Source organism: Xanthomonas sp. CFBP 8445 (genome assembly GCF_025666235.1).
In the GTDB taxonomy this organism is placed as follows: domain Bacteria; phylum Pseudomonadota; class Gammaproteobacteria; order Xanthomonadales; family Xanthomonadaceae; genus Xanthomonas_A; species Xanthomonas_A indica.
This window is the reverse complement of record NZ_CP102594.1, coordinates 2,858,816-2,883,612: the sequence shown is the minus strand read 5'-3', so window position 1 is coordinate 2,883,612 and position 24,797 is coordinate 2,858,816. Positions and strand designations below refer to the sequence as shown.

Below are 24,797 nucleotides of genomic sequence, written 5' to 3'. Positions count from 1 at the left end.
ACGCCGCCGTCCAGCGGCGCGCTCCATTCCGGCTAGCGGTAGCGCCCACGAAAAAGGGCGTCGCTTGCGCAGACGCCCTTGTCGGGAGCGGGCTGGCCGACGCAGGCTGCGTCGGCGCCGTCACTCAGCCGCCGCGGTTGCCGCCACGGTTGCCGCCGCCACCAGGACGGCCGCCGCCGCCCGGACGCCCACCGGCCGGGCGGTTGCCGCCGCCGGGGCGCCCGCCCGGACCCGGGCCGCGCTTCTGGCCGCCGGCCGGGCGCGCGGCGCGCGGCGCGGCGCCGTAGGGGTTGAAGCCGGGGGTGGCGTGATCGGACGGGAAGCTCGGCGCGTTACCCGGATGCCCGTAGGGATGCGCCTTGCGCTGCTGGCCCTGGCCGCGACCCTGGCCGCCAGCGCCCGCACCGGCGCCGGCCGGACGCGGTTTGGCATTGGCATAAGGACGCCCCTGGCCCTGACCCTGGCCGCCGCGGCCGCCGGGACCAGCGTTGCGGTGGCCGGTCGGACCGGTGCTGACGCCGTCCGGCACGTACCAGGTGCGGAACGCCGCCGGGTTGCCGTCCGGCAGCGGCTTGGGGCCCTTCGGCGTGCGCTGCTTGAACGGCTTCTGCGATTGCTTGGCGGCCATTTCGCCGCTGACGGTCAGGCCGCCGTGCGGCTTCTTGCCGCCGCGGCCGCGGCCGCGGTCCTCGCGGAAGGTGTCGAAGCGGCGCAGCTCGCGGCCTTCGTCGGCGGTGTTGTGGCCGTTGACGTAGGCGTTGCCGCCGCGGCCGACCTGCACGGTGGCCTTGGCGGCCTTGCGCTGGCCGATCACCGGCTGCAGGGTCAGCGCCGACGGGGTGCCTTCCTCCAGCTTCAGTTCGGCGCGCAGCGCCTCGACCTTGTCCTGCGCCAGCTCCATCGAGTGCCCGCGCAGCAGTTCGCGCGGCAGCGCGATCTTGCCGTAGCGGGTGCGCTTGAGCCGGCTGACCTGGCAGCCCTGCGATTCCCACAGGCGCCGCACTTCGCGGTTGCGGCCTTCCTTGACCACCACCCGGAACCAGTCGTGCGAGTCGGTGCCGCCGATGCGTTCGATCTCGTCGAACTTGGCGCCGCCGTCCTCCAGCAGTACGCCGCGCGAGAGACGCTCGATCATGCTGTCGGGCACGGTCTCTTCGCCTTCCGGGGCGCGCACGCGCACCACGTACTCGCGCTCGATCTCGTAGGAGGGGTGCATCATCGCGTTGGCCAGCTCGCCGTCGGTGGTGAGCAGCAGCAGGCCGGTGGTGTTGATGTCCAGGCGGCCGATCGCGATCCAGCGCGCGCCCTTCAGCGCCGGCAGCGCCTCGAAGATGGTCGGGCGGCCTTCGGGATCTTCGCGCGTGGTCACTTCGCCTTCGGGCTTGTTGTAGATCAGCACGCGCGAGGGCTCGGTCAGCGCGCTGGCGACGAAGCTGCGGCCGTCCAGCTCGATCTTGTCGCCGCTGCGGATCGACATGCCGGTCTGCGCGACCTCGCCATTGACCTTGACCAGGCCGTCGACGATGCGCTGTTCCAGCGCCCGGCGCGACCCCAGCCCGGCCTGGGCCAGGACCTTGTGCAGGCGTTCTTCCAGTTTCGGCTGCTCGGCGGCAGCGGCGTCGCGCTTGAGCGAGAGCTTGTTCAACGACAGCTTGCGGGAGGTGTCACTCATTTACTTGGCTCCGGCCGGCGCGTTGCGCGTCGGCCTGTGGTTCGGAATCGGCATCGTCAACAGCCACGGTCGTCGTCGCGACGGCGTTGTCTTCGGCTTCGTTCGCATCCGCCGCGCGCTCTCCCGGCGCGGCTTCGGGTTCGCCCGTCGGGGCGGTCGTGGAATCCGTGGCCGTCGGCGCGTCGGCGTCGTCGGTCGCGGGGGTGTGCGGTACTGCGGTGTCGCTGGTGTCGGTGTCCGTGGCGTCTGCGGTCATGGCCGCGTCTGCCTGCGCCGTCGCGGCAGGCGCGGCGGATTCGTTGGCGGCCGCGGCCTGCGCCGTGGTGTCGCCCTGGTCGGCGTCCTCGCCCGGCGCGGCGCCGGCCTGGGCCATGTCGCCGACCGGCAGCGCGTCGCGGTCCAGCGGCAGCTGCGGTTCCAGCTCGCCGATGTCCTTGAGTTCGGACAGCGGCGGCAGTTCGTCCAGGCGCTTGAGCCCGAAATAGTCCAGGAAGGTCTTGGTGGTGCCGAACAGCGCCGGCTTGCCCGGCACGTCGCGGTGCCCGACCACGCGGATCCACTCGCGCTCTTCCAGCGCCTGGATGATGTTGCTGCTGACCGCCACGCCGCGCACCTGCTCGATCTCGCCGCGGGTGATCGGCTGCCGGTAGGCGATCAGCGCCAGGGTCTCCAGCGTGGCGCGGGTGTAGCGGGTCTTGCGCTCGGTCCACAGCCGCGCCACCCAGGCGTGCACGTCGCTGCGCACCTGGTAGCGGAACCCGGAGGCCACTTCGACCAGCTCCACGCCGCGGCCCTCGCAGGCCTCGCGCAGCAGTTCCAGCGCGCGCTCGATGCTGCCCGGCGGCGCGGGCTCCTCCTCCGGGAACAGGCCGTGCAACTGCGCCAGCGGCAACGGCTGGTTGGCGGCGAGCAGGGCGGCCTCGACGATGCGGTTGATCAGCGCTTGATCCATGCGGGGGCGGGTTCTCGGGGACTCAGGTGGTGGCGTCGGCGGCGTCGCTGTCGTCGAACTCGCTGTTGAACTGCAGCGGCGCGTTGGTGTTGCCCAGCGCCAGCGACTTGACGTAGATCGGTGGCATCGGCGGCCGCTCGGTGGCCTCGGCGGGGACGTGCGCCAGCGGCTCCTGGACGATGTCCAGCAACTGCTCCTTGGCCAGTTCCAGCAGCGCAAGGAAGGTGACCAGCACGCCGAGCTTGCCTTCCTCGGCACTGAACAGCGATTCGAAACGGTGGAACTTGCCGTCGTCCAGACGGCCCAGCACGTCGCCCATGCGCTGGCGCACGCTCAGCGCCTCGCGCTTGATCGCATGGCCGCTGAACAGTTCGGCGCGCTTGAGCACGTCGTACAGCGCCAGCAGCATTTCCTTCAGCTCCACCGGCGGCGGCAGCTTGACTGCGGCGCGGTCCGGCACGTGGGCGTGCGCCGGGGTGGTGTCGCGGTCCTGCCGCGGCAGCGCGTCGATGTCCTCGGCCGCCTGCTTGAAGCGTTCGTACTCCTGCAAGCGGCGGACCAGTTCGGCGCGCGGGTCCACTTCCTCGCCGTCTTCGGCCGGCGGCCGCGGCAGCAGCATCCGCGACTTGATCTCGGCCAGGATCGCGGCCATCACCAGGTACTCGGCCGCCAGTTCGAAGCGCAGCTCCTGCATCACGTTGATGTAGTCCACGTATTGCCGGGTGATCTCGGCGACGGGGATGTCCAGGATGTCCAGGTTCTGCCGGCGGATCAGGTACAGCAGCAGGTCCAGCGGGCCTTCGAACGCGTCCAGGATCACTTCCAGCGCGTCCGGCGGGATGTACAGATCCTGCGGGATCTGCAGCACCGGCTGCCCATGCACGACCGCCAGCGGCATTTCCTGCTGCTGTGGCGGGCTCGTCTGGGTTGGCGGGTTCGCGTCGAGCGCGAGTTCGGAGGTCATCGGTTGGACATCGGTGTTGCGGTAGCGAAGGGCCGGGCAGGCGCGACCCGGCGCGGCTCCTTGCCGGCAGTGCTGCGGTTCAATGGCACGTCGTCCCCGCAACGCGCTCGGTACTTCAACAAGACACACGACGCACGCCACGCGTGTCGTGGCGGCGGGAACTGCAGAGGAGGACGTCTGCGCGGGCGGTGTCAGGCAGCGAATCGGTCGTCGGAAGGGGCTTGGGGTCGCCGATCACCGACGGGCCGCTGCATCCGGCCGCGTGCAATGGAACCAAGGGTAATGCGCCGGCGGGGTCGGTGTCCAGCGCCGCCGCACCGGGGCAGGTCCTACAATGGCGCGTCTCTGACGATGGAACGAGGGCGGATACGCGATGTGGTACGTGATCGAGGGGTATGACGTGGCCGATGCGCTGCCGCGGCGGGCGGTGGCGCGACCGGCGCATCTGCAGCGGCTGACCCAGCTGCAGGAGGCCGGACGGCTGCTGCTGGCCGGGCCGTGCCCGGCGATCGACGCCGAGGATCCGGGCCCGGCCGGCTTCAGCGGCAGCCTGGTGGTGGCCGCGTTCGACTCGCTGGCCGAGGCGCGGGTCTGGGCCGAGGCCGATCCGTACGTCGAGGCCGGGGTCTACGCGCGGGTCGAGGTGCGGCCGTTCCGCAAGGTGCTGCCATGAGCCAGGTCGGCGCCGAGCGGGTGGCGCGGATCCGTGCTGCGCTGGAGGCGGCGTTCGCGCCGCAGGCGCTGGAGGTGGAGGACGACAGCCATCGCCATGCCGGCCATGTCGGCGCGCGCGATGGCCGTGGACATTTCAATGTAAGGGTCGTCAGTGCGGCCTTCGCCGGGATGGCGCCGTTGGCCCGGCACCGCGCGGTCTACGCGGCGCTGGGCGAGATGATGCAGACCGACATCCATGCGCTGTCGATCCGCGCCGAGGTGCCGGGCGCCGCCCGCTGACGCGCTGCGGCGAAGGGGTGCCGCAGGTCCAAAGCAGGTCCAAACAGGAGTGTGGATCCCGCGGAAAAGCGGAATCTGTACCTGGATTATGTTGCATTGCGGCACGATTTCGACTGGTGTCGCATTATTCAAGTAACTGAAAAATAAGAGTTTTATTGGAAAAATAACAAAGGGCTTCTGCCTCGCGCTGAAAACGATTACAGTCCGCGCCAGTTTCTCAAGGTCTCTGCCGCGGAGGGCGGCACGATGGCGAAGAGCGCGGTCACCATCAAAGACGTTGCACGCGAGGCCCGGGTTTCCGTGGCCACCGTGTCGCGTGCGCTCAACGGCCACGAGAACGTGGCCGCGCCAGTCCGGACCCTGGTCCTGGAAGTGGCCGAGCGCCTGCGCTACAGCCCGCACGCGGCGGCGCGCAGCCTCAGCAGCCGCCGCACCCAGACCCTGGGGGTGGTGCTGCCCGACCTGTACGGCGAGTTCTTTTCCGAATTGATCCGCGGCATCGACGGCGCCGCCCGCGCGCGCCGCCAGCACCTGCTGGTGTCCAGCTACCACGGCGACCCGGAAGAGCAGGGACGGGCGCTGCGCGCGATGCGCGGTCGCGTCGACGGTCTGCTGGTGCTGTCGCCGTATGCCGAGCGCCCGGGCTTCCTCACCGACAACCTGCCGCAGGCGCTGCCGACGGTGCTGATCAACACCCACCTGCCGGGCACCGAGTACCCGGTACTGAGCATCGACGACCATGCCGGTGCGGTGGCGATGACCGAGCACCTGCTGGCGATGGGGCATCGCCGCATCGCCTTCATCGGTGGCCCGGAACTGAACTTCGACGCGCGCGAACGCCTGCGCGGCTTCCGCGACACCATCGCGCGTCATCCCGGGCAGGCGCACGGCCAGGAGTTCCCGGGCGACTTCGACGAAGCCTCGGGCTATCGCGCGGGGCAGGCGATGCTGCAGGCGGTCACGCTGCCCGATGCGGTGTTCGCCGCCAACGACATGACCGCGCTCGGCTGCCTCTACGCCTTCACCCAGAACGGCGTGCGCGTGCCCAACGACATCGCGTTGGCCGGCTTCGACGATATTCCGCTGGCGCGTTTCGTTCACCCGTCTCTCACCACCATGCGCGTCAGCATCGCCGGGCTTGGTGAGCAGGCGATGCATCGCCTACTGCAACTGATCGATCGTCCCGACGCGGACGATGGACGGCGACAGACCCTGGTTCCTACGTTGGTCGTGCGCGATTCCAGCACGGCCCGTTCCTGATGCGACGCGGTGTTTCGCGCCGCATCGCTTGTTCAACTTCGTTTGATCGAAGCACCACGCACCACCCATAACGAGCTTCACGTCTTCCTGGAGGGAAAACCCCACATGCAACACACCCCGCACTCCGCCCGGCCCACGCGCAAGCTGTTGAGCTGCGCCCTCGCCAGTTGCCTGCTGCTGGGCGCCGCGCCGGCATTCGCGCAAAGCACCGGCGCCACCATTCGTGGCCAGGTCAAGGTCGATTCGGCGCCGGCCGCGTCCGCGCAGGTCACCGCCACCAACCTCGCCACCGGTCTGAGCCGCAGCGTGCAGACCAGCAACGGCACTTACTCGGTCGGCGGCCTGCCGCCGGGTTCCTACCGCATCGACGTCACCGCCGACGGCAAGACCACCTCGCAGAACGTCACCGTGCAGGTCGGCCAGACCGCCACCCTGGACCTGGGCGTGGGCGGCGAAGCGGCCACTGCCAACGGGCAGGGCGCGACCACGCTCGACGCGGTGCAGGTGCAGGCGCCGCCGGTGCTGGTGGAAACCCGCACCTCGGAGAACGCCACCTACATCTCCAACGTACAGATCGAGAAGCTGCCGCAGGCCACGCGCAACTTCCTCGAACTGGCCGACAGCGTGCCGAGCGTGCAGTTCCAGCGCGACGCCAAGGGCAACACCACGGTGCGCTCCGGCGCGACCTCGGCCAACGGCACCAACGTCTACATCGACGGCATCAGCCAGAAGAACTACGTGCTGACCGGCGGCGTCAGCGGCCAGGATTCCAGCCGCGGCAATCCGTTCCCGCAATCGGCGATCGGCGAGTACAAGGTCATCACCTCCAACTACAAGGCCGAGTTCGACCAGGTCAGCAGTGCGGCGATCGTGGCCTCGACCAAGTCCGGCACCAACGATTTCCACGGCAGCTTCTTCTGGGATACGACCAACGACGACTGGCGCGCCGAAAGCCCGCTGGAGCGCAAGGCCGGCCAGCGCGACGACTTCTCCGAGACCCAGTACGGCGCCACCTTCAGCGGCCCGATCCTCAAGGACCGCGCGCACTTCTTCGTGGCCTATGAGGCCAAGGAATACACCACGCCCAATACGGTGATCCCCGGCGGCATCTACGCCGACCGCGTCGACCAGTTGCCGGCGCAGCTGCAGCCGCTGGTCGCCACCTACAGCACGCCGTTCAAGGAAGACCTGTATTTCGGCAAGATCGACTGGACCCTGGGCGACAACAACCTGTTCGAGCTGACCGGCAAGTACCGCAAGGAAGACGAGCTGTCGGACATCGGCGAAACCACCACCTACCAGCACGGCAGCACCAACGGGCAGAAGGAAAAGCGCGCCAACCTGCGCTGGCAGTACAGCGGCGAGACCTTCCTCAACGACCTGAACCTGAGCTACGAGAGCGCGTTCTGGACCCAGACCCCGCTCACCGACGGCAGCGGCTACGTGCTGTCCTACGTGCCGCAGGCCGGCAACGAGACCACCATCCTCAGCGCCGGCGCCGGCAGCAGCTTCCAGAACAAGGGCCAGAAGGGCTGGACCCTGCAGGACGACCTGACCCTCAACAGCCTCGACTGGCACGGCAGCCACACCATCAAGATGGGTCTGAAGTACAAGGACATCCAGCTCGATTCGACCCAGATCAATCCGGCCAATCCGCAGTACTACTACAACATCCTCAGCGATGTCGGCACGCCGTACCGGGTGCGCTTCGGCGACACCGGCGACGGCGGTTCGGTGCAGTCGCAGAACAAGCAGTACGGCATCTACCTGCAGGACGACTGGGAGGTCAACGAGCACCTGACCCTGAACCTGGGCGTGCGCTACGACTACGAGAAGACCCCGTCGTTCCTGGACTTCGTCACCCCCGCCGACGTCGCCAGCGCGCTGCTGAACTGGCGCAACCTGGACAACGCCAACTACGACATCGCCAACTACATCAGCACCGGCAACAACCGCAAGGCGTTCAAGGATGCCTGGCAGCCGCGCCTGGGCTTCTCCTACGACCTGTTCGGCGACCAGGCGCACGTGATCTACGGCGGTGCCGGCCGTGCCTACGACCGCAACCTGTTCGACTACCTGGCGCTGGAGCAGCTGAACAACAACTTCCGCTCCTACAGCTACTACTTCAACAGCGCCAACACGCCGTGCCTCGGCCAGCCGTGCGTGGAATGGGATCCGAGCTATGCGACCCAGGCCGGCCTGAACGGGCTGGCCGCCTCCACCACCGCCGGCACCGGCGGTGGCCGCGAGGTGTACCTGATCGACAACAACATCAAGGTGCCGTACTCCGACCAGTTCAGCCTGGGCATGCGCAACATGGTGCATTTCTGGGGCAACGACTGGTACACGGACGTGACCCTGAGCCGCATCGTCAGCGAGGACGGCTTCGTGTTCCTGCGCGGCAACCGTCGTGCCGACGGCTCGTTCTTCCTGCCCGGCACCACCTCTGGCGTGCCCACCGACTCGCCCAATGGCTACAGCGCGATCGTGCTCGGCACCAACGGCCTGAAGACGCGCAACAACCAGTTGGCGCTGAAGCTGGACAAGCCCTACGACAAGGAGTCCGGCTGGGGCCTGACCGTGGCCTATACCTTCTCCGATGCCAAGGAGAACCGTCAGTACGGCGAGCACTACGCGCTGGACCAGCCGTCGATGGCCGGCTACGGCTGGCGTGAGGCCGGCGGCATCCCGAAGAACCGCCTGGTGGTCACCGGCATCTACGACCTGCCGTACGACATCACCCTGTCGGCCAAGCTGTCGCTGGCCAGCCAGACCCCGCGCTACGGCACCAACTGCCTGGCGGGCAACGACCAGTGCTATATCATCCAGTACAAGCCGGATGCGACGCTGGGCTACAAGGAATTCAGCCTGGCGGCGAACAAGGAATGGGATACCGGCTCGGGCATCAAGTTCAACGTCCGCGCCGATGTCATCAACCTGTTCAACTGGACCAACTACGCGGACTACAGCACCGATACCGGCACCTATGCCGACCTGAACACGGCGTTCGGCACGCCGAACGGCGTGCTCGCCTCGCCGATGCGGACGTTCAAGCTGTCGTTTGGCTTGAACTGGTAAGCAAGGTCGCCGCGGCTCCCTCGCACGGGGGCCGCGGCGATGCGGAAGTGGGGTATTTTTTGCGTGCGTGTAAACGATTTCACGGGGGGCACGATGAAGAAGCAGCGCAGTTTCATCAGGTTTTCGTTGATGCTGATGGCAGCAGGGGTGCTGCTGACGGCCTGCAAGAAGACCGAGGAGCCGAAGGCGGTGGAGAAGAAGCCGGTCAAGGTCATCCTGGTCGAGGCCGAACTGCCGCCGAAACTGCTGAAGCCGGAGCTGCCGCCCCTGTTCGAGGACATCGAACGCCGCACTTTCCAGTTCTTCTGGGACACCACCAACGAGCAGAACGGCATGGCGGTGGACCGCTATCCGTCGCGGCCGTTCGCGTCGATCGCGTCGGTCGGCTTCGCGCTCACCGTCTATCCCATCGGCTACGAGAACGGCTGGATCAGCCGTGAGCAGGCCGTGCAACGCACCCTGACCACGCTGCGCTTCCTGCGCGACGTGCCGGTCGGCCCGCAGCGCACCGGGCGCGCCGGCTACAAGGGCTTCTACTACCACTTCCTGGACATGCAAAAAGGGCTGCGCTACGACCAGTGGGTGGAACTGTCGAGCGTGGACACCGCGCTGCTGATGATGGGCGTGCTGTTCGCCCAGTCCTACTACGAAGGCGACACGGCCGACGAGAAGGAGATCCGCCAGATCGCCGACACGCTGTACCGGCGCGTGGACTGGCCGTGGATGCAGCAGCGCAAGCCGCTGATCTCGATGGGCTGGTATCCCGAGCGCGGCTTCATCCAGCACGACTGGATGGGCTACAACGAAGGCATGATGGTGTACCTGCTGGCGCTGGGCTCGCCGACCCATCCGGTGGAACCGGACGCGTGGCAGGAGTGGACCCGCACCTACAACAAGGACTGGGGCGTGTACTACGGCCAGGAATACCTGGCGTTCGGCCCGCTGTTCGCGCACCAGTACAACCACGTCTGGATCGATTTCCGCGACATCCAGGACCAGTACATGCGCGAGCATGGCATCGACTATTTCCTCAACAGCCGCCGCGCCACCCTGGCGCAGCGCGAGTACGCCATCGACAACCCGATGAAGTGGAAGGAGTACGGCGAGAATGTGTGGGGCCTGACCGCCAGCGACGGTCCGCAGAACACCACCCAGGAGTACCGCGGCGAGCAGCGCCAGTTCTTCCACTACCGCACCCGCGGCGCCGGCCTGTTCGAGGCGTTCGACGACGGCACCATCGCGCCGACCGCGGCGGTGTCCTCGATCGTGTTCGCACCTGAGGTGGTGATTCCGGCGACCCAGGAAATGCACAAGCGCTTCGGCGACTTCCTGTATTCGAGCTACGGCTTCCTGGATTCGTTCAATCCCAGCTTCAACTACGATATCCCGCTCAAGACCGGCCGCATGATCCCCAACCGCGGCTGGGTGGCCAGCGACTACATCGGCATCGACCAGGGCGCGATCGTCACCATGATCGCCAATTACCGCAATGAGTTCGTCTGGAACGTGATGAAGAAGAACAAGTACATCCGCACCGGCCTGGAGCGCGCCGGCTTCACCGGCGGCTGGCTGACCCCGGAGGGCGAGGCCCAGCCGCTGCCCAAGAAGGACGAGCAGGCGGCCAATGCGCGTGCGCTGGGCATCGCCGAGTCGCGCGCCGCCGCCGCCGAGGCGCAGTCCACCCCTCCACAGCGCCAGCCGCAGCAACCGGAATGAGCACAGTACGCATGATCGGTCGTTGGGTTTCGCTGGGTTTGGTGGTGTTGGCGGTGTGCGGCTGCGCACGCGCGCCGCAGGGCGAGGTGGTGCGGTTCTGGGCGATGGGCCGCGAGGCCGAGGTGGTGGCCGAGCTGATTCCGGAGTTCGAGAAGGAAAATCCCGGCATTCACGTGGACATCCAGAACATCCCCTGGACTGCCGCGCACGAGAAGCTGCTGACCGCGTTCGCGGCCGATGGCCTGCCGGACGTGTGTCAGTTGGGCAACACCTGGATTCCGGAATTCGCCGAGCTGGGCACGCTGCAGCCACTGCAGCCCTACGTCGACCGCTCCAAGGTGGTCGACCCGAAGGACTACTTCCCCGGCATCTGGGACACCAGCGTCATCGACGGCCAGCTCTACGGCATCCCCTGGTACGTGGACACGCGCCTGCTGTTCTACCGCAAGGACATGCTGCGCGACGCCGGGGTGACCAAGCTGCCGCAGACCTGGGCCGAGTGGGAGCAGGCGATGGCGGCGGTGAAGAAGCACGTGGGCCCGAAGCGCTACGCGATCCTGATGCCGCTCAACGAGTTCGAGCAGCAGCTGTCGCTGGGCCTGCAACTGCCCGATCCGCTGCTGCGCGACCACAACAACTACGGCAACTTCGAAAGCCCCGGCTTCCGCAAGGCGCTGGCGTTCTACGCCAACATGTTCGACCAGGGCTGGGCGCCGAAGATGTCGGAGACGCAGATCTCCAACGTCTGGGACGAGTTCTTCAACGGCTTCTACGCCTTCTACATCTCCGGCCCGTGGAATATCCGCGAGTTCCGCAAGGTGCAGCCGCCGGCGTTGAAGGACCAGTGGGGCACCATGCCGCTGCCCGGTCCGGACGGCCCCGGCGCCGGCATCGCCGGCGGCACCAGCCTGGTGATCTTCCGCAAGTCCGAGCACAAGGACGCGGCCTGGAAGCTGATCGAGTTCCTGTCGCGGCCGCAGATCCAGGCGCGCTTCCACGCGCTGATCGGCGACATGCCGCCGCGGCGCAGCACCTGGGCGTATCCGTCGCTGGCCGACGATCCGCTGGCGCATGCGTTCCGCGATCAGCTGGAGCGGGTCAAGCCGGCACCGAAGGTGTTGGAGTGGGAGCGCATCGTGCAGGAGATGCGGCTGGCCACCGAGCGGGTGGTGCGCGGCGGTGAGCCGCAGGAGAAGGCAATGCGGGAACTGGACAAGCGGGTCGACGAGATCCTGGAGAAACGCCGCTGGATCCATCAGCAGCACCGCGAGGCCACGGCGGCGCCGGCCGCGGGAGCCACGCCATGAAGCGCGGTTCCCTGATCGGCTGGCTGTTCGCCGGCCCGGCGCTGATCGTGATCGGCGTGTTCTTCGGCCTGCCGGTGCTGTCGGCGCTGGCGCTGAGCGTCACCGACTTCGACCTGTATGCGCTGGCCGACCGCCACAACCTGCGCTTCGTCGGCTTCGGCAACTACATCGAGTTGCTGCAGACGCCGATGTTCTGGAAGTCGCTGTGGAACACCACGTATTTCGTGATCGTCGGCGTGCCGCTGTCCATCGGCGCCTCGCTGGGCGCGGCGCTGCTGCTGAACGCACCGGTGGCCCGCTTCAAGGCGCTGTTCCGCACCGCGCTGTTCGCGCCGGTGGTGACCACGCTGGTGGCGGTGGCGGTGATCTGGCGCTACCTGTTCCATACCAGCTACGGCCTGGTCAACTACGGCCTGGCGCACCTGGGCATCGGCCCGATCGACTGGCTCGGCGACCCGCACTGGGCGATGCCGACCATCATGCTGTTCGCCGTGTGGAAGAACTTCGGCTACAACATGGTGATCTTCCTTGCCGGCCTGCAGGCCATCCCGCAGGACCTGTACGAGGCCGCGCGCATCGACGGCGCCTCCAAGTGGCGGCAGTTCCTGCACATCACCCTGCCGATGCTGGGGCCGGTGCTGCTGGTGGTCGGGGTGATTACCGTGTCCGGCTACTTCCAGCTGTTCGCCGAACCCTACGTGATGACCCGTGGCGACCCCCTGCAGAGCACGGTGAGCGTGCTGTATTACATGTTCGAGGAAGGCTTCAAGTGGTGGAACCTCGGCCGCGCCTCGGCGGTGGCGTTCCTGCTGTTCCTGATCATCCTGGGAGTGACGACGGTGATGCTGCGCTTCGGCCGCAAGAGGGACCTGGTATGAGCCGGGAGATCGGCGCCTCGCGCTGGAACACGCTGCTGGTCAACGGCGGGCTGCTGCTGCTCGCCGTGATCAGCCTGGCGCCGCTGTTGTGGATGGTGTCGGTGTCGTTCATGCCGGCCGGGCAGGCCAGTCGCTTCCCGCCGCCGATGCTGCCCACCGGCGCCACCCTGGCCAACTACGGCGAGCTGTTCTCGCGCACCGGCATGGCGCGCAATTTCGCCAACAGCCTGCTGGTGTCGTGCGCGATCACCTTCGGCTCGCTGCTGATCAACACCATGGCCGGCTATGCCTTCGCCAAGCTGCGCTTCGTCGGCAAGGAGCGGATCTTCCAGATCCTGCTGGCGGCGCTGGTGATCCCGGCGCAGGTGGCGATGCTGCCGCTGTTCCTGCTGATGAAGCAGCTGCACCTGGTCAACAGCTTCGGCGGGGTGGTCGTGCCAGCGCTGGCGACGGTGTTCGGCATCTTCCTGGTGCGTCAGTACGCGCGTTCGATCCCGGACGAGCTGCTGGAGGCCGCCCGCATCGACGGCGCCGGCGAGCTGCGGATCTTCTTCCAGATCGTGCTGCCAATGCTCAAGCCGGTGCTGGTGACGCTGACCATCTTCACCTTCATGGCGGCGTGGAACGACTTCATGTGGCCGCTGATCGTGCTGACCGACCAGGAGCACTACACCCTGCCGGTGGCGCTGGCGGCGCTGTCGCGCGAGCACATCATGGACGTGGAGATGATGATGGCCGGCGCGGTGGTCACGGTGATCCCGGTGCTGGCCCTGTTCCTGGCCCTGCAGCGCTACTACATCCAGGGCCTGCTGCTCGGCAGCGTGAAGGGGTGAGGGAACGCGCTTGCGAGCCACTGGCTCGCGCGTTGCCGAACGCCCGGCCACGGATGGCCGGGCCGGGTCGTCCGGAGCCGATCAGTTGCGCCAGGGATGGCATGGGAAAGAGGCGAGTGCGGCGACGCGCTTGCGAGCCACTGGCTCGCGCGTTCCCGAACGCGCGGCCATGCATGGCCGGGCCGGACGTTCTGGCGTGGGACTGTCACGCCATGGACGGCAGCATGGATGCGTATCATCGGGCGCCGTAAGCCCAAACCACGCCGCGCGCGGTCTTGGGCGCGCGCCTGTCGCAGCGGCGTCAGCCGCGACAGCAGGACCGGATACTCCATCGGGGCCGATGCCCCTCCGACAGAAGCAGACACGACGACAGCAACGGGGAAGGCGATGAGGGACGGGATGGCGATGACGTGCGCACGTGCGATGCTGGCGATGCTGGGACTGGCGGCCGCCCATGCCGTCGCCGCGCCGCCGACCTCCACGGTGGCGCTGGACAGCTTCAACGATCTGGACAAATGGCAGATCGTCGTCTCCAACCAAGTCACCGCCTCGACCCGGCTGGTGCAGGCGCCCAGCGGCGGCCGCGCCAAGGCGCTGTGCCTGGACTACGACTTCAACGGCGTCTCCGGCTATGCCGGGATCCGCCGCAACGTGCCGATCGACTATCCGGACAACTACGAGTTCGCGTTCCAGCTGCGCGGCGATTCGCCGAGCAACGACCTGCAGTTCAAGCTGGTCGACGCCAGCGGCGACAACGTGTGGTGGGTCAACCGGCCGCGCTACGCGTTCCCCACGCAGTGGAGCACGGTCACCTTCAAGAAGCGGCAGATCGACAAGGCCTGGGGGCCGAGCCCGGAGAAGGAGCTGACCCGCAGCGCGCAGATCGAGTTCACCATCTACAACCAGGTCGGCGGCGCCGGCACGGTGTGCTTCGACCAACTGACCCTGACCCCGTTGCCGCCGCAGGACACCTCGCCGCTGACGGTCAAGGTCAGCGCCGATACCGCGCCGGCGCTGCAGCAGCGCATCGCCGACGGCAAGCCGGACACGGTCTGGTACAGCGGCAACGCCAAGACCCAGACGATCATGCTGGACCTGGGCAAGGTGCGCGAGTTCGGCGGCGCCAAGGTGCAGTGGGCGCCGGGCGTGTACGCCTCGCGTTATACCGTGCAGGGCTCGGCCGACGGGCGCAGCTGGCGCGAACTGCGCGCGGTGACCGCCGGCAACGGCGGCACCGACTGGCTGGCGCTGCCGGACACCGAGGCGCGCTACGTGCGCTTCGACCTGCAGGATGGCCCCAGCTTCCGCTACGGCATCGCCGACATCGCACTGCAGCCGCTGGCCTTCGCCGCGACCCAGAACGACTTCATCAAGTCGGTGGCGGCGCAGTCCGCCCGCGGCTGGTTCCCGCGCGGCTTCAGCGGCGAGCAACCGTACTGGACCATCATCGGCCTGGATGGCGGCCGCGAACAGGGCCTGGTCGGCGAGGATGGCGCGATCGAGGTGGGCAAGGGCGGCTTCAGCATCGAACCGTTCCTGCTGCTGGACGGCAAGCGCCTGAGCTGGGCCGACGTCAAGGCCGCGCAGAGCCTGCAGGACGACTACCTGCCGATTCCCAGCGTGGACTGGACCCACGACAACGCCGCGCTGCGCGTCACCGCCTTCGTGCAGGGCGAGCCGGAGCAGGCGCAACTGGTGGCGCGCTACCGGCTCAGCAACCCGAGCAAACAGCCGCACGACTACACCCTGGCGCTGGCGGTGCGTCCGTTCCAGGTCAATCCACCCAGCCAGTTCCTCAACACGGTCGGCGGGGTCAGCCCGATCCGCTCGCTCGCCTTCGCCGGCACGCAGGTGCAGGTCAACGGCCAGCCGCGCGTGTTCGCCGTGCAGAAGCCCGATGCCGCCTACGCCAGCGCGTTCGACGCCGGCATGGACATCGAACGGCTCGGCGCCGATGCCGGCGGCCTGCCGCAGCAGGCGCAGGATCCGGACGGGCTGGCGTCCGGCGCCTTGCTGTACCGCGGACGCCTGGCCCCGGGCGAGGTGCGCGAGGTGGCGCTGGTGATCCCGCAGACCGGCAACGCCGCGCTGCCGGCTGGCTTCGATGCTGCACGCGCGCAGCAGCAGGTCGCCGCGCAGTGGCACGAGAAGCTGGACCGCGTGCAGTTGCATGTGCCGGCGCAGGGCAAGGCGGTCGCCGATACGCTGCGCACCGCGCTGGCGCACATGTTGATCTCCCGCATCGGGCCGCGCCTGCAGCCGGGCACGCGCTCGTACTCGCGCAGCTGGATCCGCGACGGCGCGATGATCTCCGAAGGCCTGCTGCGGCTGGGCCGCGCCGACGTGGTCCGCGAGTACGTGGCGTGGTACGCGCCGTACCAGTTCGCCAACGGCATGGTGCCGTGCTGCGTGGACGATCGCGGCAGCGACCCGGTGCCGGAAAACGACAGCCACGGCGAGCTGATCTACAGCGTCGCCGACTACTACCGCTACACCGGCGACCGCGCCTTCCTCGAGCAGATGTGGCCGCACGTGCTCGGCGCCTACGACTACATGGAGCAGTTGCGGCTGAGCGAGCGCACCGACGAGAACCGCGCGCGCAATGCGGCTTTCTACGGGATGATGCCGGTGTCGATCAGCCACGAGGGCTACTCGGCCAAGCCGATGCACTCGTACTGGGACAACTTCTGGGCGCTGCGCGGCTACAAGGACGCGGTGAGCATCGCCGCCGAGCTGGGCCGCATCGACGACGCCGCGCGTTTCGCCGCCTCGCGCGACCAGTTCCGCCAGGACCTGTACGCCTCGCTGGACGCGGCCACCCAGCAGCACCACATCAACTTCCTGCCGGGTTCGGCGGAGCTGGGCGACTTCGATCCGACCTCGACCACCATCGCGCTGGCGCCTGGCGGCGAGCAGGGCCGGCTGCCGCAGGCGCTGCTCGACAACACCTTCGAGCGCTACTGGAGCGAATTCGTCGGCCGCCGCGACGGCACCCGCGAGTGGAAGGACTACACCCCCTACGAGTGGCGCAACGTGTCCGCGTTCGTGCGCCTGGGCTGGCGCGAGCGCGCCTGGGAGGCGACCGCGTTCTTCTTCAAGGACCGCGCGCCGCAGCCCTGGAACCAGTGGGCCGAGGTGGTCTCGCGCACGCCGCGCAAGCCGTTCTTCCTGGGCGACCTGCCGCATGCCTGGGTCGCCTCGGACTTCGTGCGCTCGGTGCTGGACATGTTCGCCTACGCCCGCGACGTCGACGACAGCCTGGTGCTGGCCGCCGGCATCCCGGCCGACTGGTTCGACGGCAAGGGCGTGGCGATCGAACAGTTGCGCACCCCGCAGGGTCCGCTGAGCTACCAGCTGCGGCGGCAGAAGAACCGGCTGCTGCTGAACATCCCCGACGGCCTGCGCATGCCCAGCGGCGGCCTGGTGCTGCCGTGGCCGTACCCGGGCCAACCGGGCCGCACGCTGGTCAACGGCGAAGCGGTGCAGTGGGAACACGGCGAACTGCGCATCCATGCGTTGCCGGCGGATGTGCAGATTGAGGTGCGGTGAGGCCGGGATTGGGGATTGGGGATTCGGGATTGGGGATTCGTAACAGCTAAAAGCAAAAAAAGCGCCGGCATGCCGGCGCTTTTTTTTCAGGGTGCTGGGTGGAGTTGCTTTTACGAATCACCAATCCCGAATGCCCAATCCCGGCGGCCGCGGCCGCGGCCGCCGCAGCGCTACCGCGCCGCCGCCGCGATCGCGGCCGCCTTCGCCGAGCTCTCCCGCACCTTGTCCCAGGCGCCGTCGGCCAGCCAGTCCTTGGGCACCATCCACGAGCCGCCGATGCAGACCACGTTGGGCTGCGCCAGGTACTCGGCGGCGGTGCTTTCGCCGATGCCGCCGGTGGGGCACAGCTTGAGCTCGGCCAGGGGGCCGGCCAGGCCCTTGAGCATCGCCAGGCCGCCGACGGCGGAGGCGGGGAACAGCTTGCACACGCGGAAACCGCGCTCCATCAGCGCCAGCAGCTCGCTCGGGGTGGCCGCGCCCGGCACCACCGGCAGCGGCGCCTGCGCCAGTGCGTCGGCCAGGGTCGGGGTGGTGCCGGGGGTGACGATGAAGTCGGCGCCGGCGTCGATCGACTGCTGCAGCTGGGTGGCGTTGAGCACGGTGCCGGCGCCGATCACGATGTCCGGCAGTTCGCGCTTGAGCATCGCCAGCGCCTCCATCGCCACCGGCGTGCGCAGGGTCAGTTCGATCGCCGGCAGCCCGCCTTCGAGCAGCGCGGCCGAGACGCGGCGCGCCTCCTCCAGGGTGTGGACGGTGACGACGGGCAGGATGCCGGCCGCGCGCAGCAGCTGCTCGGCCTTGGTCTGGTGTTCGGCGATGGTCATGACGGTCTCGGTTGCGAGGGGGAGGCCCCGGCCGCGACCGGCCAGGGCAGGGTGGGGCAGGCGGCGCGACTCAGGCGTCCTTGGATTCGTGCGGCGCGGCGGCGGCCTCGGCATCGCGGCCCAGGTCGTACTCGGCGTCGTAGTTCCACAGGTCGCCGTCGGCGGCCGGCGGGCCGCAGGAGATCGACAGCGCGCCCTGGTCGGCCGGGCCGACCATGCGGCGGTTGAGCCCGAACAGGTTGCGGCCCAGGTCGTGTGCGGCCGGCGCGGTGTTCGGCGCCAGCGGCCGCGCCGCCCACTCGGCGGCGTCCACCAGCACTTCCAGGGTGCCGGCCTCGCCGTCCAGGCGCACGATGTCGCCCTCGCGCACGCGGGCGATGGGGCCGCCGCGCGCCGCTTCCGGGGTCACGTGGATGGCCGCGGGGAACTTGCCGGACGCGCCGGACAGGCGTCCGTCGGTGACCAGCGCCACGCGCCGGCCTTGGTTCTGCAGCAGGCCCAGCAACGGCGCCAGCGAATGCAGTTCCGGCATGCCGTTGGCCTGCGGGCCCTGGTAGCGCAGCACCACCACGAAGTCGTGCGGCAGTGCGCCGGCGGCGTGCAGCTTGTTCAGCGCCTGCGGCGCGTCGATGACCACGGCCGGGGCTTCGATGGTGCGGAACTGCGGCTTCACCGCCGACAGCTTGATCAGCGAGCGGCCCAGGTTGCCGCGCAGCAGGCGCAGACCACCCTGTGCCTCGAACGGGTTGGACGCCGGGCGCACCACCGCTTCGTCGGCGCTCTTGGCCGGGCTCGGCACGTAGGCCAGCTTGCCGTCCTGCAGGCACGGCTCGTCGCCGTAGGCGCGCATGCCGCCGGGCACGATGGTGGCCAGGTCGTCGTGCATCAGCCCGGCGTCCATCAGCTCGCGGAACACGAAGCCGATGCCGCCGGCGGCGGCGAAGTGGTTCACGTCGGCCTCGCCGTTCGGATACACCCGCGCCAGCAGCGGCACCAGCTGCGACAGCGCGTCCAGGTCGTCCCAGGTCAGCACGATGCCAGCCGCGCGCGCCACCGCCAGCCAGTGGATGGTGTGGTTGGTGGAGCCGCCGGTGGCCATCAGCGCGACCACCGCGTTGACGATGGCGCGCTCGTCGATCAACCGGCCCAGCGGGCGGAAGTCGTTGCCCAGCGCGGTGATGCGCAGCGCGCGCTCGGTCGCCTGCTGGGTCAGCGCCTCGCGTAGCGGGGTGCCGGGGTTGACGAAGGAGGCGCCGGGCAACTGCACGCCCATCGCTTCCAGCAGCACTTGGTTGGAATTGGCGGTGCCGTAGAAGGTGCAGGTACCGGGAGCGTGGTAGGACGCCGATTCGGCGGCCAGCAGTTCCTCGCGGCTGGCCTGGCCGGCGGCGTAGCGCTCGCGCACCTCGGCCTTCTGCTTGTTGGGGATGCCCGGGGTCATCGGCCCGGCCGGCACGAACACCGCCGGCAGGTGGCCGAAGGCCAGCGCACCGATCAGCAGGCCGGGCACGATCTTGTCGCACACGCCCAGGTACAGGCTGGTGTCGAACATGTCGTGGCTGAGGCCGATCGCGGTGGCCTGGGCGATCACGTCGCGCGAGAACAGCGACAGCTCCATGCCGGGACGGCCCTGGGTCACGCCGTCGCACATCGCCGGCACGCCGCCGGCCACCTGCGCGGTGGCGCCGAGCGCGCGCGCGGTGCTGCGGATGATTTCAGGGTAGTGCTCGAACGGCTGGTGTGCCGAGAGCATGTCGTTGTAGGCGGTGATGATGCCCAGGTTGGGGGTGATCCCGCCTTCCAGCCGGCTCTTGTCGGTGGGGCCGCAGGCGGCGAAGCCGTGGGCGAGGTTGCCGCAGCTCAGGCGGCTGCGGAACGGACCGTCGCGCAGCGCGGCGTCGATGCCGGCCAGGTAGGCGCGCCGCGACGGCGCACTGCGCTGGCGGATGCGTTCGGTGATCGCGTGGAGGGTCGGATGCAGGCTCATTGGCGGAAGTGGCTATGAAGGGTGGGGGCGGGACCCGTGGCTCGGGACCGGGGACCCGGGAAAGGCAAAGGCGGCGGTGCGGCTGTTACGGGTCCCGGCCTCACTCGCACCAATGCACGCGCAAGCGCGCACCCGGCGTATCGAAGGCGACGCGGATCGGATACTCGTGCGGATCGGTGCCGGCCAGCGCACGCTCCAGCACCTCCAGCTTCTGCGTGCCGCGCAACAGCAGCATGCGCTGGCCGATCGGCGCCAGGCCGGCCGGGGTCAGGGTGATGCGCAACGGCCAGGTGTTGGCGCCGGGGCAGCCGGTGGCGTCGAGCGCGGCGTAGGGCAGGGGATTGGCCAGGGCCTTGTTCAGGTCGGTGGCGCCGGGGAACAGCGAGGCGGTGTGGCCGTCGCCGCCCATGCCCAGCACCGCCATGCACGCGGCCGGGGCGTGCCGCGCATGCAGGTTGGCGGCGTGCACGCAGTCCTGCAGCGGCTTGCCGACCCGCACCAGCGGCTCGAAGCGCGCCTCCTCGGCGCGGTCCAGCAGGCTGTGCCGGATCAGGTAGGCGTTGCTGTCGCTGTCCTGCGGCGACAGCCAGCGCTCGTCGACCAGCCCGACTTCCAGCTTGGACCAGTCCAGCGGCAGCTCGGCCAGCGCCTGGTACACCGGCGCCGGGGTGGTGCCGCCGGACAGCAGCAGGCGCGCGCCGCCGCGGCGCTGGATCTCCTCGCGCAGCGCGGTGCCGATCTCGGCCGCTGCCGCGTCGATCCATTCATCCGGATCGTCGTAGCGGATCAGCGTGATGCGGTCGGACAGCGTGGGGCTCATGCAATGGCTCCTGGGGATTGCCGCGCGGCGTCCACCGCGTAGGCGGCGGCGCCGAGCAGGCCGGGACGGGGGTGGATCACCGCCAGCGACGGCACCCGCGCCATGATCGACGAAAACCGGCCCTTGTGCTCGAAACGCTGGCGGAACCCGGAATGCTGGATCGCGTCGAGCATCTTCGGCACCAGCCCGCCGGTCAGGAACACGCCGTCCCAGGCGCCCTGCATCAGCACCAGGTCGCCGGCGATGGCACCGAACACGGCGCAGAACACGTCCACCGTGCGCATCGCCCGGTAATCGCCCTGCGCGGCGCGCGCGGTGATGTCTTCCGGCTGCAGCGGGCCCGGATCGTCGCCGGCGATCTCGCTGAGCGCGCGGTGGATATTGACCAGGCCCGGGCCGCAGATCAGGCGCTCGTTGGAGACGCGGCCGAACTGCTGCGACAGCAATTCCAGGATGCGGATCTCCTCCGGCGTGCCCGGCGGGAAGCTGACGTGGCCGCCCTCGGTCTCCAGCGGAAAGCAGCGCCCGCCGCGCATCAGCAGGCCGCCCACGCCCAGGCCGGTGCCGGGGCCGATCACGCCGTAGTTGCGCGGCACTTCGACCGGCGCCGGCGTCCAGCTGGCGCCGCCGACCTGGACCACGTCCTGCGGCCGCAGCAGGCTGATCGCCATCGCCTGCGCGGCGAAGTCGTTGATCAGGTGCAGTTCGTCGAAGCCGAGCATGGCGCGGGTGCGTGCCCGCGAGATCACCCACGGATGGTTGGTGATGCGCGCCTCGTCGCCGTCGACGCGGCCGGCGACCGCGAAGGTGCCGCTGCGCGCGTCCACTCCGGTCTGTTCCAGGTAGTGCCGAGCGGCGTCGCCCAGCGACGGGAACTCCACCACCGAGTAGGTCTGGGTGCTGTCGTCGAGCAGCGGCACCGAGGCGTCGAGATCGGCGAGGGCGAAACGGGCATTGGTGCCGCCGATGTCGGCCACCAGCACCGGGCGCTGCGGCGCGCTCACGAAGCGACCCGCGGCGCGGCGCCGGACTGGTCGCAGGACACGTAGGCCTGCGCTTCCTCCGGCCCCCAGCTACCGGCCGGGTAGGGCAGCAGCGGCAGTTGCGCCTGCGCCCAGGCGGCGCTGACGCTGTCGATCCAGGCCCAGGCGGCGCGCACCTCGTCGTCGCGCACGAACAGCGCGTGGTTGCCGTTGAGCGCGTCGAGCATCAGCCGCTCGTAGGCGATGCGCCGGTGCAGGCCGGTGGGCACCGACAGTTCCAGTTCCAGCGGCTGCAGTTCCAGCGCGCCCCATTCCGGGCCGGCCAGGCTGCTCATCAGCCCCAGTTCGATGTTCTCCTGCGGCTGCAGCTGGAAGGTCAGCCGGTTCGGCGCCACCTGCTGCGCGGCCGGGCGCTCGAACAGCCAGTGGGTGACCGGCTTGAGCGTGACCACCACGCGGGTGGAGCGCTCGGCCAGGCGCTTGCCGGTGCACAGCCGGAACGGCACCCCGGCCCAGCGCCAGTTGTCGATGTAGGCGGTGACCGCGGCGAAGGTTTCCACGTCGCTGCCTTCCGGCGGCTGGTAGGCCTGCGCCGGCTGGCCGTTGATGGTGCCGGCGGTGTAGCGCCCGCGCACGCTGTCGCGGGCGGCATGCTCCGCGCTCAGTGGCCGCAGCGCGCGCAGCACCTTGACCTTCTCGTCGCGGATGCGGTCGGCTTCCAGCGACGCCGGCGGCTCCATCGCCACCAGGCACAGCAGCTGCAGGATATGGCTCTGCACCATGTCGCGCAGCGCGCCGGAACGCGCGTAGTAGGCATCGCGGCCGTCCACGCCTTCGCTCTCGGCGACCAGGATGTCCACCGACTCGATGTAGTTGCGGTTCCACACCGCCTCCAGCAACGTGTTGCCGAAGCGCAGCGCGATCAGGTTCTGCACCGCGGCCTTGCCCAGGTAGTGGTCCAGGCGGAACACGCGGTCCTCGTCGATCAGCGCGCCGATCGCCTGCACGATCTCGCGGGCGCTGTCCGAATCGTGGCCGATCGGCTTCTCCAGCATCAGCCGGTGCGGCGCGGCCAGCGCCCCGCCCAGGGCCAGGCCCTGGCAGGTGCTGATGTACAGCCCCGGCGGGATCGCCAGGTAGCTCACGCAGCGGCGCGCGGTCAGGTCGCGCACCGCGGCGGCCACCGATTCGGCGTCGCGCAGGTCCACCGAGCGGTAGTCGATGCGCGCCAGCAGCGCCTGCACGATCGATTCGCCGATCTGCGGCATCGCCGCCTGCAGGCGCGGCTTGAGGAGTTCGTGGAACTTGGCGGTATCGTGCGGCGACAGCGCCAGCGCGCGGATGCGGAAGTCTTCCGGCAGGAAGCCGTCGTCGAGCATGCGCAGCAGCGAGGGGAACAGGTAGCGCTGGGCCAGATCGCCGGTGGCGCCGAACAACAGGAAGGTATCGTGCATCGACCGGGTTTCGGTTTCGGGTGACATGGTGTCGATCACCTGGGGGCTAGAAGTGACGTGGCGTGGGGAAGCGAACGGCGGGAACGGCCTGTATCCGGCCGGTTCGGGCGAAGGCGTGACGCGGGACGGCCGCCAGGCGGGGACGCACGATCCAGGAGATGAATACGACTGCCAGACCTCTGAGCATACCTCTCCAATGCCTCATGCTGCAGGCCGGATAACGACGGCGCGCCGGATCGGCGGCTGGCGGCGGATCGCATTGCGTGCCCTCCCAGGCTCGATGTTGCCCCGTGAAAACGGTTACATGGCAGAATACCGCATCGCGATCCATTGTTGCCTGCGCGCTGGCACGATGCGACCCGCATTCGTATGCACTGCCTTCGGGAGGGACCGGCGGCAGCCCGTTCCTCACTGCCGGAAACCGGATACATGGCGAAAGTACAACTGGACAACATCCGCAAGGTCTACGACAACGGCCAGGTCGCCGTGCACGGGGCCAGCTTCGAAGTGGCCGACGGCGAACTGATGGTGCTGGTCGGGCCTTCGGGCTGCGGCAAGTCCACGCTGCTGCGGATGATCGCCGGCCTGGAGGAGATCAGCGGCGGCGAGCTGCGCATCGGCGAGCGCGTGGTCAACGAGGTGGCGCCGAAGGACCGCGACATCGCCATGGTGTTCCAGAGCTATGCGCTGTACCCGCACATGACCGTGGCCGAGAACCTGGCGTTCGGACTCAAGCTGCGCGGCGAGAGCAAGGAGGTCATCCGCCAGCGCGTGGCCGCCGCCGCCGATACCCTGGGCCTGACCCCGATGCTGGACAAGCTGCCGCGCGCGATGTCCGGCGGCCAGCGCCAGCGCGTGGCGCTGGGCCGCGCGCTGGTGCGCGAGCCGGCGGTGTTCCTGCTCGACGAGCCGCTGTCCAACCTGGACGCCAAGCTGCGCCATTCGGTGCGCACCGAGATCGCGCAGCTGCACCGCAAGCTCGGCACCACCATGATCTACGTCACCCACGACCAGGTCGAGGCGATGACCCTGGGTCAGCGCATCGTCGTGCTCAAGGACGGGGTGATCCAGCAGATCGACACGCCGATGGCGCTGTACGACCGCCCGGCGAACTTGTTCGTGGCCGGCTTCCTCGGCAGCCCGGCGATGAACGTGCTGCGCGGGCGGCTGGTCGACGAGGGCGGCCTGCAGTTGCACTTGCAGGACGGCGGCCGGGTGCCGCTGCCGGGCGCGCAGCTGGCGCCGCAGTGGCTGGGCCGCGAACTGGCGGTCGGCGTGCGGCCGGAACACCTGCAGCCCAGCGATGACGCGCAGGGTGGCTTCGAGGCCACCATCGAGGTGATCGAGCCGGTCGGCAACGAAATCTTCGTCAATCTCAGCCACGGCGCGCAGCCGCTGGTGATGCGGGTGGCGCCCCGCGCGCTGCCGGGCCTGGGCGAGCGCCTGCGGGTGGCGGTGCGCGGCGACGCGCTGCACTTCTTCGATGCCGAGAGTGGGGTGCGCCTGGAGGCGCGGGATCCGGGATTGGGGATTGGGGATTCGCAACAGCCGTAAGCAAAAGCTGGC

18 protein-coding genes are annotated in these 24,797 nt (G+C 69.0%); 10 read left to right on the top strand and 8 right to left on the bottom strand.

The window, feature by feature from the left end:
* Nucleotides 1-124: 124 nt before the first annotated feature.
* From NUG21_RS12305 to NUG21_RS12295, 3 genes are read right to left on the bottom strand one after another with little or no spacing between them, the layout of a single operon-like run.
* Nucleotides 125-1,672, bottom strand: a complete 1,548-nt coding sequence (locus tag NUG21_RS12305; RefSeq protein ID WP_263390999.1) for a pseudouridine synthase — start codon at nt 1,670-1,672, stop codon at nt 125-127.
* Nucleotides 1,665-2,624: an SMC-Scp complex subunit ScpB gene (gene scpB, locus NUG21_RS12300; RefSeq protein WP_263390998.1), complete on the bottom strand. Its 960-nt coding sequence runs from the start codon at nt 2,622-2,624 to the stop codon at nt 1,665-1,667. Before scpB ends, NUG21_RS12305 begins: the two co-directional genes overlap by 8 nt.
* Before the next feature lie 22 nt (nt 2,625-2,646).
* Entirely contained in the window at nt 2,647-3,588 is a 942-nt protein-coding gene (locus NUG21_RS12295) for a segregation and condensation protein A (RefSeq protein ID WP_160947356.1), read from the bottom strand.
* Between the two features lie 373 nt (nt 3,589-3,961).
* Here NUG21_RS12295 and NUG21_RS12290 point away from each other — a divergent pair, with 373 nt between their 5' ends.
* The 9 genes from NUG21_RS12290 (at nt 3,962) to NUG21_RS12250 (ending at nt 17,163) form a co-directional block, all read left to right on the top strand.
* Nucleotides 3,962-4,261, top strand: coding sequence for a YciI family protein (locus tag NUG21_RS12290; RefSeq protein ID WP_263390997.1), 300 nt, complete (start codon nt 3,962-3,964; stop codon nt 4,259-4,261).
* On the top strand, nt 4,258-4,542 hold the full coding sequence (locus tag NUG21_RS12285; RefSeq protein ID WP_263390996.1) for a BolA family protein: 285 nt from the start codon (nt 4,258-4,260) through the stop codon (nt 4,540-4,542). Before NUG21_RS12290 ends, NUG21_RS12285 begins: the two co-directional genes overlap by 4 nt.
* Nucleotides 4,543-4,788: 246 nt before the next feature.
* Nucleotides 4,789-5,802: a LacI family DNA-binding transcriptional regulator gene (locus NUG21_RS12280; protein WP_263390995.1), complete on the top strand. Its 1,014-nt coding sequence runs from the start codon at nt 4,789-4,791 to the stop codon at nt 5,800-5,802.
* A gap of 105 nt (nt 5,803-5,907) precedes the next feature.
* A complete protein-coding gene (locus NUG21_RS12275) occupies nt 5,908-8,880 on the top strand; it encodes a TonB-dependent receptor (RefSeq protein ID WP_263390994.1) in 2,973 nt (990 codons plus the stop codon).
* Between the two features lie 93 nt (nt 8,881-8,973).
* The gene (locus NUG21_RS12270) at nt 8,974-10,596 is read left to right on the top strand and encodes a glucoamylase family protein (RefSeq protein ID WP_160947361.1); all 1,623 of its coding nucleotides are present in this window, start codon (nt 8,974-8,976) and stop codon (nt 10,594-10,596) included.
* Between the two features lie 11 nt (nt 10,597-10,607).
* Nucleotides 10,608-11,903, top strand: coding sequence for a sugar ABC transporter substrate-binding protein (locus NUG21_RS12265; RefSeq protein WP_160947362.1), 1,296 nt, complete (start codon nt 10,608-10,610; stop codon nt 11,901-11,903).
* Nucleotides 11,900-12,781, top strand: coding sequence for a carbohydrate ABC transporter permease (locus tag NUG21_RS12260; protein WP_160947363.1), 882 nt, complete (start codon nt 11,900-11,902; stop codon nt 12,779-12,781). The genes NUG21_RS12265 and NUG21_RS12260 overlap by 4 nt, the downstream gene beginning before the upstream one ends.
* Nucleotides 12,778-13,614: a carbohydrate ABC transporter permease gene (locus NUG21_RS12255; protein WP_019796990.1), complete on the top strand. Its 837-nt coding sequence runs from the start codon at nt 12,778-12,780 to the stop codon at nt 13,612-13,614. The genes NUG21_RS12260 and NUG21_RS12255 overlap by 4 nt, the downstream gene beginning before the upstream one ends.
* Before the next feature lie 432 nt (nt 13,615-14,046).
* The gene (locus NUG21_RS12250) at nt 14,047-17,163 is read left to right on the top strand and encodes a discoidin domain-containing protein (protein WP_263393073.1); all 3,117 of its coding nucleotides are present in this window, start codon (nt 14,047-14,049) and stop codon (nt 17,161-17,163) included.
* Nucleotides 17,164-17,333: 170 nt separating this feature from the next.
* Here the strand turns inward: NUG21_RS12250 and NUG21_RS12245 are convergent, their stop codons facing one another.
* The 5 genes from NUG21_RS12245 to zwf all read right to left on the bottom strand — a co-directional run bounded on the left by NUG21_RS12245 (nt 17,334) and on the right by zwf (nt 23,231).
* Nucleotides 17,334-17,987, bottom strand: coding sequence for a bifunctional 4-hydroxy-2-oxoglutarate aldolase/2-dehydro-3-deoxy-phosphogluconate aldolase (locus NUG21_RS12245; protein ID WP_263390993.1), 654 nt, complete (start codon nt 17,985-17,987; stop codon nt 17,334-17,336).
* A 70-nt stretch (nt 17,988-18,057) separates the two neighbouring features.
* The gene (edd, locus tag NUG21_RS12240) at nt 18,058-19,974 is read right to left on the bottom strand and encodes a phosphogluconate dehydratase (protein WP_263390992.1); all 1,917 of its coding nucleotides are present in this window, start codon (nt 19,972-19,974) and stop codon (nt 18,058-18,060) included.
* Nucleotides 19,975-20,074: 100 nt separating this feature from the next.
* A complete protein-coding gene (gene pgl, locus NUG21_RS12235; protein ID WP_160947366.1) occupies nt 20,075-20,794 on the bottom strand; it encodes a 6-phosphogluconolactonase in 720 nt (239 codons plus the stop codon).
* Nucleotides 20,791-21,798 carry a glucokinase gene (glk, locus tag NUG21_RS12230; protein ID WP_242081120.1) on the bottom strand — a complete coding sequence of 336 codons (1,008 nt, stop codon included), beginning with the start codon at nt 21,796-21,798 and terminating at the stop codon, nt 20,791-20,793. Before glk ends, pgl begins: the two co-directional genes overlap by 4 nt.
* Nucleotides 21,795-23,231, bottom strand: a complete 1,437-nt coding sequence (zwf, locus tag NUG21_RS12225; RefSeq protein ID WP_160947368.1) for a glucose-6-phosphate dehydrogenase — start codon at nt 23,229-23,231, stop codon at nt 21,795-21,797. Before zwf ends, glk begins: the two co-directional genes overlap by 4 nt.
* A gap of 429 nt (nt 23,232-23,660) precedes the next feature.
* On the opposite strand from zwf, the gene ugpC reads away from it, so the two are divergent.
* Entirely contained in the window at nt 23,661-24,785 is a 1,125-nt protein-coding gene (gene ugpC / locus NUG21_RS12220) for an ABC transporter ATP-binding protein (RefSeq protein ID WP_263390991.1), read from the top strand.
* Nucleotides 24,786-24,797 lie beyond the last annotated feature (12 nt).